Genomic DNA, 13,444 nt, shown 5'->3' with positions numbered 1-13,444 from the left:
AGTGGACGGTCACTTCCCGCCGGCCTTCGGCAGCAGGTGCCGGGCGATGATGACCCGCTGGATCTGGTTGGTGCCCTCGTAGATCTGGGTGAGCTTCGCGTCCCGGTAGATCCGCTCCACCACGGCGTCCTTGGTGTAGCCGTACCCGCCGTGGATCTGCACGGCGTTGGTCGCGACCCGCACCGCGACGTCGGAGGCGAACAGTTTCGCTTGGGACGCCTGCAGGGCGAACGGCGCGCCCGCGTCCTTGAGCTGGGCCGCCCGGCGGACGAGCAGCCGCGCCGCGTCGATCTCGACGCAGGCGTCGGCGAGCATGAACTGCACCGCCTGGAAGTCGCCGATGCGCTGGGAGAACGCCTCACGGTCCTGCGCATACCGCAGGGAGGCGTCGTGCGCTCCCGCGGCGAGGCCGAGAGCCAGCGAGGCGATCACGATGCGGCCGTTGTTGAACGAGCCCAGTGCGTTGCCCAGCCCGCGGCCGGGTTCCCCGAGCACGTGCTCGTCGGAGACGAGCGTGTCCTGCAGCGTGATCCCGGCCGTGGCCAGGCCGCGCATGCCCATCAGCTGTTCCTTGTGGTCGGCCAGGAAGCCCTTGGCCGGGTCGCCGTCGGGACTCTTGGGCACGAGGAACGTGGTGAGTCCCTTGCTGCCCGCGGCCGGATCGGTGCGGGCCAGCACGACGGCCAGCTCGCCCACCGCGCCGGCGGTCATGAACGCCTTGGTGCCGTTGAGCTTCCACCCCGACTCGGTGCGCTTCGCCGTGGTCTTGACGTTGGCGACGTCGGACCCGGTGCCGGGCTCGGTGACCGCGATCAGGCAGATCAGCTCGCCGGCGGCGATCCGGGGCACGTAGGTGCGGATCTGCTCGGGCGTGCCGCGTTTGACGATCAGCTCGGACTGCAGCTTCGCGAGCAGGCAGGCATTGGCGACCGTGCCGGAGACCCTGGCGAGCTCCTCCAGGGTGATCGACATGCTCAGCTCGTCGGCTCCGCTGCCGCCGTGCTCCTCGGGCACGTTGAGGCCGAGGAAGCCCAGTTCGCCCATCCGCCGGTACAGGTCGTGCGGGAACTCGTCGTCGCGGTCGATCTCGAACGCCCGCGGCGCGACTTCGGATTCGGCGAACCTGCGCACGGTCTGCCGCAGCAGCTCGTGTTCCTCGCTCAGCTCGCCGAGGGGGATGGCGATGGTGGCAGTCATGGTTCAGACCCTCCGCAGGATGTGGGTGGCGACCGCGACGACGTCGCCGTGCTGGTTCTTCGCGGTCACCTGGGACCGGATCTCACCGCGTTCGTCGTCGCGTTCGGCGACGGTGTAGGTCACCGTCACGGTGTCGCCGATGAACACGGGCTTGACGAACCGGACCCGGTCGTAGCCGTAGGACACGGCGGGTTCGTTGCCCGCTTCCTCGATGAGCTTCGTCGAACAGGTCGACATGTAGGAGACGATGAGCACGCCGTGCGCGATCCGGTGCCCGTACCGGGTCTTGCTCATGTACTCCTCGTCCACGTGGTTCGGGCCGAGATCGCCGGAAACACCGGCGAAGAGGTAGATGTCGCTCTCGCCGACGGTCTTGGTGAAGGTGGTCGTGCGGCCGATCGCGAAGGCGCCTTCGGCGAGTTCGGCCGAGATGGGAACCAGTTTGGTAGCGGTGCCGTCAGTCATGGTGAGCCTCCGTTTTCGGTGCGGTGGAAGGGACTCCTGCCAGGTCGCCGCGCTTGACGTGCCCGCGCCACAACGGCGCCAGTGCCAGTGCGGTGACCACGAGGAAGCCGGCCAGCAGGAAGAAGCCGAGGTTGTAGGAGCCGGAGCTGTCCACCAGCGCGCCGACGAGTGCCGGGCCGAAGGCCGAGGCGATGTAGGAAACGCCGTTGGCGATGCCGGTGCCCAGGCCGGTGGTGCCGCGCGGGGTGAGCTCCTGGATGACCGACCACATCGGCGCCAGCGTGAAGCCGAGGAAGCCGACCGCCGCGGAGATGAACACCACCGACATGCCGACCGTCCCGGTGGCCACGCCGAGGTAGGACAGCAGCGCGCCGAGGACGTAGCCGCCGGACCACAGCAGCACCCGGCTGCGGGGCATCCGGTCGCCGATCATCCCGCCGACCAGGTTCAGCACGGCGGCGGTCAGCCAGGGGATCACGGCGAAGGTGCCGGACGAGGTGAAGCCCAGGTGGCGTTCGTGCTCCAGGTAGGACGGCACGAACGTGCTGATGCCCCAGAACCCGAGGCCGTAGCCCATGTAGGAGAACACACAGATCCAGTACCGGTAGTTCGAGACCAGCCGGCGCAGGCTGGCCCGGATCGGCTCGGGGTCGGCCGGTTTCGCCTGGCCGTCCCGGATGTGGCGCAGTTCCGCCGGGGACACCCCGGCCATCTCCTCCGGGCGGTTGGCGGTCCAGCGCCACATCATCGGCAGGGCGACGAAAAGGCCCACTGCCGCCAGCACGAAGAAGCTCTCCCGCCAGCCGAACACGTTGACGATCCACACGATGACCGGGAAGGAGACGGCGGGCGCCAGGAACAGGCCGCCGAGCCAGGCCGAGTTCGCCCGGGCGCGTTCCCGGTCCGGGAACCATTCGGCGACGATCATGTTGCAGGACGGGGTCATGATGGACTCGCCGAGGCCGAGCACGACGCGCAGGACGAGCATCACGACGAAGTTCGAGACCAGTCCCATCGCGCACATCAGGACGGTCCAGGCGATGATCGACCAGATCACCCCGCGCCGGCCGCCGATCTTGTCGCCGAGCGATCCGGTGAAGAAGTTGCACAGGCCGTAGGGGAACAGGAACCCGGTGATCAGCAGGCCCTGGGCGAATTTGTTGCCGGTGATGCCGAGGCTGTCGGTGAACTCCTTGTTGGCGATGAGGACCGACACGTTGGTCCGGTCGAAGTAGGCGACGAAGAACGCGAAAGAGATCGCGATGGCCACCCGGTAGCGGCGGTTGGACATGGCTGTCTGCAAGGACATGAGGGCGTGCTCCTTCCACACTGAAGGGCAGTGTCGGTGTGGATCGGGGGTCGGCGGTGAGGGGAACGGTCCGAAAAGGACCGGTCAGCGGCGGGCGGTGCTGTGCCGCCGCAGGAGTTCGTGCGGGAAGGTGATGCGCTGGCCGGCCGGGAGCGGGTCCGAGCCCAGGATCATCTCCGCGGCGTTGCGGCCGAATTCGTACTGGGAGAAGCTGACGCTGGTCAGCGCCGGGTGCACCATCCGGGCCACCGGGATGTCGTCGCAGCCGATGACGGCGACGTCGTCGGGCACCCGGACCCCGGCCGACGCCAGCGCGTGCATCGCGCCGATGGCGGCGTAGTCGTTGAACGCGATGACGCCGTCGAACGAACCGGTGGCGAGTGCCTTGGCGGTGAGCTCTTCGCCGGCCGACTCGGTGAAGTCGCCGTACACGACGAGCTCCGGGTCGGCGTCGAGGCCCAGTTCCGCGACCGCCTGCCGGTAGCCCGCGAGCCGCCGCTGGGTGACCAGCCAGTTGGGCTGCCCGGCGAGGCACAGGATGCGGCGGCACGAGATCTCCGCCAGGTGGTGCACGGCGTCGGAGATGGCGGCGGAGTCGTCCACGGTGATCGACGGGAAGGGCAGCTGGTGCGGTCCGATCGTGACCACCCTGGTCGAGCTCCAGTCGAAGCCGTCGAGGTGGGTGTCGTCGTCGATCCCGCCGCCGGCGAACACGATGCCGTCGACCCGCTTGTCCAGCAGCAGGTTCACGCAGGCTTCCTCGCGGGCGGGCACGCGATCGGTGTTGGTCAGGATGACCACGCAGCCCGCGGCCTGCGCGACGTCCTCGACCCCGCGGGCCACCTGGTGGAAGTAGGCGTCGGAGATGTCCGGCACGATCAGGCCGATGCTTTGCGTCGTACCCTTGCGCAGGGCCCGCGCCAGGGAGTTCGGCCGGTAGCGGAGCTGGCGCGCGGCGGCGAACACCCGGTCCTGCGTCTCCTGCGGGATCGCCGACGCCTGGCCGCTGAGTACCCGGGAAACGGTGGTCACCGAGACCCCGGCCAGCTCGGCGACCGCCTTGGCGGTGCCCGGTCGAGCGGCTCCGGTCATCGTGCGCCCGTGGGCAGCAGCCCGGCCTCGGCGAGCGCCTGCCGCAGTTGCCCGCGTTCGGCCTCGCTCACCCGTTCCAGCGGCGGACGCACCGCGGGGGTGAGCTCGTGCCCGAGCATGATCAGGTGCTCCTTCATCCTGGCGTACATGTTCGCCATCGGCGCCCGGTAGACCACCCTGGTGAGCGCCTGGATGCGGGCGTACTGCCGCTCGGCCTCGGCGAGGTCGTGCGCCCGGACCGCGGCCAGCAGGCGGACCTGCAGGTCGGCGATCACGCTACCGTGCCCGGACAGGATACCGTCCGCGCCCGATGCCAGCGCTGGTAGCAGGTTCGTGCTGAAGCTGGTGAGCAGCGAGACCGGACGTCCCAGCCCCTGCAGCACGCGGCGGGTCTCCTCGTGCTTGCGCAGGTCGAGGCTCCACTCCTTCACCGCGACGACCTGATCGAGCGAACAGAGGCGCGCCAGGGTGTCCAGGTCGTAGTGCATCCCGGTGAACTCGGGATAGGAGAACAGCACGAGCGGCAGGCCGGCCGCGGCGGCAAGCTCGGCGACGTGCCGGTAGGCCATCTCCTGACTGCCGCCCAGCGCCAGCGCCGGCAGCGGGAAGACGAGCAGCGCGTCCGCGCCCTCGTCTTTCGCGTCCCGGGCGTACTCGATCGCCTGGATGTGATTGTCCGCGTGGACGCCGGAAATCAGCGGCACTTTCCCGTTGATTGTCTCCGCGGCGAGCGCGACGGCTTTTCGCCGTTCCGCCCGATCCAGACTGCTCACTTCGGCGGCGTGCCCGTTGCAGGTGATCGCCACGACGCCGTCGACGTCGGACAGGTGCCGCAGGTGCCTGCGGTAGGCCTCGACGTCGATCGAGAGGTCGTCGTCGAGGGGGAGGATGTTGGCCGGAATTACTCCGTTGAGGTCCACTGACTCTCTCCGCAATCGGTTGCGCAATGGATTGCGTGGACCATACCCTGACGAACACCGACGTTGTCAAGAGGAAGTTCGACCTTCGCTCGGCGGCCGCTGACCGGGTTGACTCGGCCGTGGCGGTTGCCTAGCCTTCGATCATCACGACCGAATTGCGTTCAGTATTGCTGAACGACTCTGTCTACGGTCGCCCTTTTCCCGGAAAGCGACATCCGTCGCGTCGTCGACCTCGCTTCAGCCACAGGAGAGTCATGGACAGTCACAGCACCGGCGATTTCCTGCCGACCACGGAAGAAATCGAAGAAATGGGCAGGCGGGTGACCGGCGCGGTGCTCGGCGGTGGCGCCGACCGGGCCGCGCACTACGCCGAGCACGGCCGCTGGGTCTACCGCCCCATCGACGAGGCCAGCCGGTGGGTCGGCGCGGACTACGACCACGGCAACTGGACGACCGGGTTCTGGGCGGGGGCGATGCTGCACCTCGCCCAGCTCGGCTGCGCCGACGACGGCCTCGTCGAGCGGGCCCGGACGCTGGCGGCCAAGCTGGACTGCCGGGTGGACGACCACGGCACGCACGACATCGGGTTCATCTTCTGGCCGAGCGCGGCGCTGGTCGCCCGGCTGTTCGGCGATCCGGCGGCGGCGTCCTCGGCGTTGCGGGCCGCCGAGGTCCTGGCGGAGCGACGGGTCCCCGGTTCCGGTCACCTGCAGGCGTTCGGCGCGGTCGGCGAGGACCGGTCCCGGCCCACCAGCACGATCGACACGATGATGAACCTGCCGCTGCTGTGGTGGGCGCACCACCACACCGGGGCACCGGAATGGGCCGAGATCGCTCGCGCGCACGCCGACCGGACCGCCCGGAGCCTGCTGCGCCCGGACGGCTCCACCTACCACCTGGCGCGGATCGGCGACGACGGCGAGGCGTTCTGGCAGGGCACGTTCCAGGGCGCGGCCGACGACTCCTGCTGGGCCCGCGGTCAGGCGTGGGGAATCGCCGGCTACCTCACCATGGCCTGCGAAACCGGCTCGGCGGAGTACGGCCGGATCGCGGCGCGGCTGCTCGGCTACTACTGCGGGAGCCACGACATCGACGCGCTGACCCCGTACGACCTGGTGGTCGACACCGGCATCCAGGACTCGTCGGCCGCCGCGATCGTCTGCTACGGCCTCGCGCTCACGCTGCGGCAGGACCCGGACCTGGCTCGTCTGGTGGGAGCGGAAGAACGGCTGACCCGCATCTTGCGGGCGCTACGGCGCGACGCGCTTTTCCAGGACGAGGTCGGCGTGCTCGCCCACGCCTGCTATTCGGCGCCCCACCGGCTCGGGATGGACGGACCCCTGCCGTACGGCGACTACTACTACCTCGCCGCGCTGGCGCTGGTGCGCGGGGTCGCCGACCTCGTCCCGGAGCGGACGATCACTCCCGGCTGAGCTTGCCCGCGCCTCGGACCACCGGGGTGCGCAGGGTGCCCACCTGCCCGATCTCGATCTCGACCACGTCGCCTTCGGCCAGGCCGAGATCGAGTTCGGGCACGATCGAGGTGCCGGTGGAGAGCACCGCCCCGTCCGGGTGGACGTTGTCCCGCAAGAGGTACTCGACCAGCTCGGCCGGCTTGCGGTTCATCTCGGCGGTGTTCGCGTGCCCGCTGAACACCTCCCGCCCGTCGCGCAGGATCCGCATGCGCAGGTCCAGCTTCAGCGGGTCGTCGATCTCCCAGGCCGGCCGCACGCCGGCCGACACCGCGCAGGAGCCCTGGTAGATCTTCGCCTGCGGCAGGTACAGCGGGTTCTCGCCCTCGATGCTGCGCGAGCTGACGTCGTCGACCACCAGGTAGCCCGCGATCTCACCGCGGCTCGTCAGCAGCAGGCCGAGTTCGGGCTCCGGCACGTTGTTGGGCGAGTCGGCCCGGATGACGATCGGCTGGCCTTCGGTGACCACCCGCCAGGCCGCGGACTTGAAGAACAGCTCGGGCCGCGGGGCGTGGTAGACGCGGGCATAGATGTCCGCGTCTGCGCTTTCCTCGCGGCGGGCCTCCTCCGACCGGCGGTAGGTCACGCCGGCCGCCCACACTTCCATTCGCCCGTCGAGGGGCGGCAGCAGCCGCGCACCGGACGCGGGCACGGCCGGTGCGGCGGCGGCCGCGGCGACCAGCTCCCGGATTTCCGTCAGCGGACGGCCAAGGAGCTCGCCCATGCTGCCCACGGGAAGGGCGCGCAGGTGCTCACCTTCGTCGTCCAGCACCCCGACGCGGATGTCCGCCGGCCGCTCGGGCCCGGCGAATCGAACAAGATGGGTCACGCTTTTCCCCTTATGCCTCAGCAACTTCGGAGTTCAGCGATACTGAACGCCGTTCAGTATCAGTCAGACACTACGGGCCCACGAGCAGCCCGTCAACGCGGGGCGCGAGTCAGCGGGGCCGGGCACCCACCGGGCGCGGCGGGAGCTGGAGCGGCGGCACGAGGTACTGCGCCGCGAGCGCGTGCAACCGCTCCACGTAGCCCGCGAGGGTGTCGGGACCGGTCTCGCCGGCGAGCGTGGAGACCGAGATCGCGCAGCACGGAACTCCGTTGAGCAGCACCGAAACCGCGACGCAGGCGATCCCGGGCTCGTTCTCTTCGAGGTCGAGCGCGTAGCCGCGAGCCCGCGCCTGCGCCAGCGCGTCCTGCAGGTGGGTCCAGCCGAGCCCGGGCAGCGGCCCGGCCTTCGTGCCCCCCAGCTGGGCGCGCAACGCCCCGTTGTCCCACTCGTGACAGGCGAGCACCGCGCGGCCGAGCGCGGTGCTCGCCGCCGGGTTGCGGCCGCCGATCTTCGAGCCCACCGTCACCGACCGGTCGGCGTCGACCTTCTCCAGGTAGATGATGTCCGCGCCGTCCAGGATGCCGACGTGGCACACCTGCCGGATCTCCTCGGACAACCGCCTGATCAAGGGCAGCAGGCTGGTGCGGAAGCTCAGCTTCTCCTCATAGGACGCCGCGACCCGCAACGCCTCGCCACCGAGCCGGTACCGGCCGCTTTCCCGGTCCTGCGTGACGAAACCGCGGTGCCGCAGGGCGGACAGGGTGAGGTGGGCCCCGCTCTTGGGACTGCCGAGCGCCTGCGCGATGTCCACAAGGGACAGGCCGTCCGGCCCCTTCTCGCCGAGCAGCTGCAGTACCGCGAGCGCCTTGTCCACGCTGCGCACCGGTGATTCCGCCACGTCCGGTCCCTTTCTGCCCTGCTGAATGGCATTCAGTATAGCTGAAAGGCCGAACAGCGGATTGGTGCTCAGCCGTTGCCCAGGGTGCGGTCGAGGAGGGCGAGCAGGCGGTCCCAGTGGCGCCGCACCGCGGCGGGGTTGAAGGCGTCGGTGTCGGCCATGGTGAAGCCGTGGACGGTGCCGGGGTAGATCTCGGAGGTGTAATCGACGCCGGCGGCGTCCAGTCCCTGGTTGAACTCGTCGAGCGCCTCGGGCGTGATGTCGGTTGCGGCGTGGCCGAAGTGGACTGGGGCGGTGACGTTGGAGAAGCTGCCGGGCCCGTCGGCGCCCACCGGGCCGTGGAATCCGGCGACGGCAGCCACCTGGTCGGGGTGGGCCGCGGCGGTGCGCGTCGCCAGGAGGCCACCGATGCAGTAACCGGTCACCGCGACCGGCCCGGCGCCGACCTCGGGCTGGGTGGTGAGGAACCTGAAGTAGGCCTCGGCGTCGCTCCGGACGCGTTCGGCAGTGTGCGCCTGGATCAGGGGCATCAGCCGGGCGATGACTGCGGGCCGGATCTCTTCGCCGATGTGCGCCGGAAGTTCGATCACCGGTGCCGGGCCGTGCCGGTAGAAGAAGTTGGGGACGAGCACGTAGTAGCCGTGCCCGGCCAGTTCGAGGGCCATCTCCCGCAGCACGGGCCGGATGCCGAACGCGTCCCCGTACATCAGCACCCCGGGGTGCTGCTCACTCTGGTCGGGGAAGGCGGCGAAGGCGTCGGCTTGGCCGTCGGTCGTGGGGATTGTCAGAGTCTTGATGGGCATGGCTTCTCCTGTCGTGGTTGATCTGCTGAGCTTGGAATCAACATGACGGAGGCGGAGCCCTCGCAGCAGCGCGAGACCCTCGATCGAACAGCGGGCCCGCGGAGGCCCGTTCGGCGCTCAGAAGAGCACCGGGTCGCCAATCCGTGTGTGGCGCAACGCCGTCCCGGTGATCATCGCTGCACAGCGTAGCCCACCGGACCGGAACCGCGCCCACGTGAACGGGCCGCGGGTCCAGCTCTGCGGCTTGCGTCCGAGAACCCGAGTTGAGCTGCCTCCCTGCGGGAAATCTCCCGCGGTTGCGTGTTCAGAGCGGGCACTGCGTGTGCGTCGACGCGTCGGCCGCCCCTCACCGAGGCACCCTGGATCGAGCACGTTCGGCGACCCGTGACCGCACCCCTCGATATGGTGCCCGCGACCATGTCCGAGGCGCGCGGGGCGTTGCCGGCGCACATTGCCCCGGCTCGTCCGGTGGCCGATAGTTGCGGAGTTCTCCCGATGTCGTGAGGAGCCCGTCGTGCGCCTGCTCAGCCTGGTGGTCGTTGCGGCCATCGTCGCCGGTGTGGAGGTCGCCGCGCCGGCCTTGCCGGTTGCCGCCGCCGATCCCGCCTACCTGACCAAGGAGGCGACGTTCGGCACCGTCGCCAACGGGTGGGACAAGGTGGAGCGCTACCGCGACACCACACCGGGATTCGCCGACGAGCAGTACCCGCCGGACGGACGGGGCAACCAGGACGGGCAGCGGCTGACCTTCTTCGGCGGGGTGCCGCAGCCGTCCTCGTCGCGGTTCCTGCTCTACTCCGCACCCGGCTGGTCGACCGGCGCGAAGGCCACGCCGGTGCTGCTGGTCCACGGCGCCAACGACAACCCCGACCGGGCCTGGGCCAATCCGAACGAATCCGGCGGCTTCGGATGCGGCTCGGCGACCTGCCCGTCGACCGGGCTGATGCAGTACCTCAGCTCACGCGGGTACCGGGTGTTCGCCATCGGCTTCGCGCACAAGCAGGGCGAGAACCGCCAGCAGGCGCAGCAGGTCGGCGACGCGATCGCGCTGATCAAGTCACGGCTGGGCGTGAGCCAGGTCGACCTGGTCGGCTGGAGCAAGGGCGAGCTGTCCACCCGGATGTACGTCTCCTCGGTGAAGCCCCCGTGGGGACGGTCCTACGCCGGTGACGTGCGCAAGCTGATCACCCTCGGCGGACCGAACGGTGGCTACGACTACCCGTTCGCGCACGGCTACGCGCACGACCTGTCGATCTGGCCGGAGTGCGGCGTCGGCATCAACGCGCCGAGCCCGCACACCAGGATGACCTGCTACGGCGCGTACACCTACCACCCGGAACTGTCGATCACCCCCACTGCCGGCTGGGACACCTACCCCGGGCAGCGGCAGATGCTGGCCCGCTTCGACAGCGCGTTCGGCGTGGACGGCTCGCAGCAGGACTGGTACACGACCTACTACGGCGGCCAGGGTTTCTACACCGACGGGACGGGCATCCAGGCCGCGATCGACGCCGGGTCGATGATCTCCACCATCCAGTCCGCCGGCACCCCGGCCAGCGTCTCGGTGTACCTGCTGGCCGGCGGCTCGCCGAGCATCGTCGGCGTGTTCAACGAGAACCGCGGCCCGAGCGACGGCATCGTCTTCGTGGCCAGCGCGTTGGACAGCACGGGCATCGGCCACCTCGCCGCGACCGCGCTGGTCGGTTCGGTGAACCACCTGCAGCTGGGCTGGGCGTCGGCGTCGATGTCCCAGGTGACCAGCTGGCTGGCGTGAAAGGAACGGCAGTGACCACACTCCTCGACGGAATCACCTCGGCGAAGGTGCCGACCGACCGGCTGACCGCGCACGTACTGGAGGTGGCAGGCCGCGAGCACGGCGAACCGGTCGTGTTCGTCCACGGCAACGTCTCGTCCGCCGCCTTCTGGCAGGAGGTGATGCTCGACCTGCCGCCGCGGTACCGTCCGATCGCGGTGGACCTGCGCGGCTTCGGCGGCACCGACCCGTTGCCGGTGGACGCGACGCGGGGCGTGCGCGACTACGCCGACGACGTGGCCGCCACGCTGGCCGCGCTGGGCATCGACGCCGCGCACCTGGTCGGCTGGAGCATGGGCGGCGGCGTAGTCCTGCAGCTGCTGCGCGAGCACACCGCGCTCGCGCGCACCGTGACGCTGGTCAACCCGGTCTCGCCCTACGGCTTCGGCGGCACCAAGGGCGCGGACGGCGAGCTGGTCGACGCGGCGGGCGCCGGCTCGGGCGGCGGTGGCGCCAACCCGGACTTTGTCGCCCGGCTCAAGGCCGGCGACACCTCGGACGAGTCGCCGTTCTCCCCGCGACAGGTGCTGCTGGCCTTCTACGTCAAACCGCCGTTCCACCCCGCCCGCCTCGACGACCTCGTCGAGTCGATGCTCACCACCCGGGTCGGCGACGACCACTACCCCGGCGACTCCACCACGACCGACGCGTGGCCGGGCGTCGCGCCGGGCACCCGTGGCGTGCTCAACACCCTGGCGCCCGGCAACTTCCGCCTCGACGACCTCGACGCGATCGAGCCCAAGCCCCCGATCCTCTGGGTGCGGGGAGCCGACGACCAGATCGTGTCCGACGCCTCCCTGTTCGACCTCGCCCACCTCGGCCGGCTCGGCGCGGTGCCCGGCTGGCCGGGCGAGGACACCCACCCCGCGCAGCCGATGGTCACCCAGACCAGAGCCGTCCTCGACCGCTACGCCGCGGCGGGCGGCCACTACCGCGAGGTGGTCATCGCAGACACCGGGCACAGCCCGCACATCGAGAAGCCGAAGGAGTTCTCAGCGGCACTGCTCGAGGGTTTGGCCAAAGGCTGATCCGACACCGGCGAAGGACTCGGCAGATCCCGGGGCGGGCTGAGCACAAAGATCCATCTCGCTGCAGCCCGGAGGTGGCGCGAGGTTACCTGTCGGTTCAGCCGAGCAGTTCGTCGACGACCGCCCAGCGCGGCACCGGGTTCATCCCGGAAGGAAGCCGCACTGTCTTGCTGTAGCCGAACTCGCGCAGTGTCTCGGCGGCGTGTTCGCGACCGTAACCACTGTGCTTCGTTCCGCCGAACGGGGTGCCGATGACCGCGCGGTTGTAGTTGTTCACGAACACGATGCCCGCTTCGATACCGCGGCTGACCCGCAGTGCGCGCGCATTGTCCGCGGTGAACACCCCGGCCACCAGGCCGAAATCGGTGTTGTTGGCGATGGCCACGGCCTCGGCCTCGTCGTCGAAGGGGATGACGCACACGACGGGGCCGAAGATCTCCTCCTTGGCCACGCGCATGTCCGGGGTCACCGCGGTGAACAGCGTCGGCGCGACGTAGAACCCCTCGGCCAGCTCGGGATCCACCGGCAACGGGGCCTGCGCGGCGATGACGGCACCTTCCCGGACGCCGATGTCGATGTAGTCGAGCACGCGTCGCTGCTGGGCCGCCGTGACGAGCGGGCCGACGTGCGTGGTTTCGTCGAGGCCGCGCCCGACCCGCAGCCCGGCCACGGCCCGGCTCAGCCGTCCGACCACCTCGTCGTGCACCGAGCGGTGCACCAGCAACCGCGAGGCTGCCGTGCAAGCTTCGCCCTGGTTGAAGTACCCGCCTTCGAGGGCAGCGGCCACGGCGTCGTCGAGATCGGCGTCTTCGAAGACCACGAGCGGGTTCTTGCCCCCGAGTTCCATCAGGGTGGGGGTGAGGTTGTCCGCGGCTGTCTTCGAGACCGCGACACCAGTCGTGGGAGCCCCGGTGAACGACAGCTTCCGGACCAGCGGGTGCCCCGCGAGCGCCGCGCCCACGGACCCCTTGCCCGCGACGACGTGGACGACGTCGTCGGGCAGCACGGACTGGATGATCTCGGCCAGCCGCAAGATGGTGAGCGGTGCCTGCTCCGGGGGCTTCAGCACGACGGCGTTGCCCGCCGCGAGCGCCGGTGCGGTCTTCCCGGCGGTGTGGATCGGGGGCCAGTTGAACGGGATGATCGCGCCGATCACGCCGAAGGGCTGCAGCGTCGTGACGTCCAGCGAATAGCCGGTATCCCGGACCGCTCCGGGCATCTCGTGCGTGAGACTGCCGAAAAGCTCGAACACGGCGATGCAGGATTCGAGGTCGAAAGCCCGCGCCTGACTCCGCGGCTTGCCGTTCTCCCGGGATTCCAGTTCGGCCAGTTCGTCGGCGTGCAGGCGGATCTGGCGAGCGACCTCCACCAGCAACCGGCCGCGCTCCACCGCGGGCCGGCGACTCCAAGCGAGAAACCCATCGTGGGCGGCACGGACCGCCGCGTCGACCTCTGCCACTCCCCCGCCCTGAACCGTGGCGAGGTGGTGGCCGGTGGCGGGGTCTTCGACGACGAATCGGTCTTCCTCGCGTGGAGAGGACCAACGGCTTGTGAAGAGGGTTTCGAGATTCATCGTGCTCCTTCAAAATCCAACAGTCGTGTTGGCTTCTGTTTTGAA

Annotated in this window: 12 protein-coding genes; 3 read left to right on the top strand and 9 right to left on the bottom strand. The window is 69.8% G+C overall.

The genetic code is table 11. From position 1 onward, the window contains the following. Positions 1-9 precede the first annotated feature (9 nt). From ACWEN0_RS40780 to ACWEN0_RS40760, 5 genes are all read right to left on the bottom strand, one after another. The gene (locus ACWEN0_RS40780) at positions 10-1,197 is read right to left on the bottom strand and encodes an acyl-CoA dehydrogenase family protein (RefSeq protein WP_451985778.1); all 1,188 of its coding nucleotides are present in this window, start codon (positions 1,195-1,197) and stop codon (positions 10-12) included. 3 nt (positions 1,198-1,200) lie between these two features. After that, positions 1,201-1,662, bottom strand: coding sequence for a MaoC family dehydratase (locus ACWEN0_RS40775; protein WP_451985776.1), 462 nt, complete (start codon positions 1,660-1,662; stop codon positions 1,201-1,203). Then, positions 1,655-2,971, bottom strand: coding sequence for an MFS transporter (locus tag ACWEN0_RS40770; protein WP_451985774.1), 1,317 nt, complete (start codon positions 2,969-2,971; stop codon positions 1,655-1,657). Before ACWEN0_RS40770 ends, ACWEN0_RS40775 begins: the two co-directional genes overlap by 8 nt. 84 nt (positions 2,972-3,055) lie before the next feature. Continuing rightward, the gene (locus tag ACWEN0_RS40765) at positions 3,056-4,063 is read right to left on the bottom strand and encodes a LacI family DNA-binding transcriptional regulator (protein ID WP_451985772.1); all 1,008 of its coding nucleotides are present in this window, start codon (positions 4,061-4,063) and stop codon (positions 3,056-3,058) included. Further along, positions 4,060-4,983, bottom strand: a complete 924-nt coding sequence (locus tag ACWEN0_RS40760; RefSeq protein ID WP_451985770.1) for a dihydrodipicolinate synthase family protein — start codon at positions 4,981-4,983, stop codon at positions 4,060-4,062. Before ACWEN0_RS40760 ends, ACWEN0_RS40765 begins: the two co-directional genes overlap by 4 nt. Before the next feature lie 254 nt (positions 4,984-5,237). Between ACWEN0_RS40760 and ACWEN0_RS40755 the strand changes: the two genes are divergently transcribed. Beyond that, the gene (locus ACWEN0_RS40755; RefSeq protein ID WP_451985768.1) at positions 5,238-6,416 is read left to right on the top strand and encodes a hypothetical protein; all 1,179 of its coding nucleotides are present in this window, start codon (positions 5,238-5,240) and stop codon (positions 6,414-6,416) included. Here ACWEN0_RS40755 and ACWEN0_RS40750 read toward each other — a convergent pair. The 3 genes from ACWEN0_RS40750 to ACWEN0_RS40740 form a co-directional block, all read right to left on the bottom strand. Further along, the gene (locus ACWEN0_RS40750; RefSeq protein WP_451985766.1) at positions 6,403-7,284 is read right to left on the bottom strand and encodes a fumarylacetoacetate hydrolase family protein; all 882 of its coding nucleotides are present in this window, start codon (positions 7,282-7,284) and stop codon (positions 6,403-6,405) included. The genes ACWEN0_RS40755 and ACWEN0_RS40750 overlap by 14 nt on opposite strands. 109 nt (positions 7,285-7,393) lie before the next feature. Next, positions 7,394-8,182 (bottom strand): IclR family transcriptional regulator, encoded by a 789-nt coding sequence (locus ACWEN0_RS40745; RefSeq protein WP_451985764.1) that lies wholly within the window; start codon positions 8,180-8,182, stop codon positions 7,394-7,396. A 68-nt stretch (positions 8,183-8,250) separates the two neighbouring features. Further along, positions 8,251-8,985, bottom strand: a complete 735-nt coding sequence (locus tag ACWEN0_RS40740; protein WP_451985762.1) for a dienelactone hydrolase family protein — start codon at positions 8,983-8,985, stop codon at positions 8,251-8,253. 514 nt (positions 8,986-9,499) lie between these two features. Here ACWEN0_RS40740 and ACWEN0_RS40735 point away from each other — a divergent pair. Both ACWEN0_RS40735 and ACWEN0_RS40730 read left to right on the top strand, forming a co-directional pair. Beyond that, entirely contained in the window at positions 9,500-10,759 is a 1,260-nt protein-coding gene (locus tag ACWEN0_RS40735) for an esterase/lipase family protein (protein ID WP_451985760.1), read from the top strand. A gap of 11 nt (positions 10,760-10,770) precedes the next feature. Then, complete coding sequence (locus ACWEN0_RS40730; protein WP_451985758.1) at positions 10,771-11,826, top strand: alpha/beta fold hydrolase; 1,056 nt, start codon at positions 10,771-10,773, stop codon at positions 11,824-11,826. 97 nt (positions 11,827-11,923) lie between these two features. Here ACWEN0_RS40730 and ACWEN0_RS40725 read toward each other — a convergent pair whose 3' ends face one another. Then, positions 11,924-13,399, bottom strand: coding sequence for an aldehyde dehydrogenase family protein (locus ACWEN0_RS40725; RefSeq protein WP_451985756.1), 1,476 nt, complete (start codon positions 13,397-13,399; stop codon positions 11,924-11,926). Positions 13,400-13,444: the final 45 nt, after the last annotated feature.

This window comes from Amycolatopsis sp. NPDC004378 (assembly GCF_053602455.1).
The sequence above is the reverse complement of the archived record's forward strand: the minus strand, read 5'-3'. Positions and strand labels throughout refer to the sequence as shown.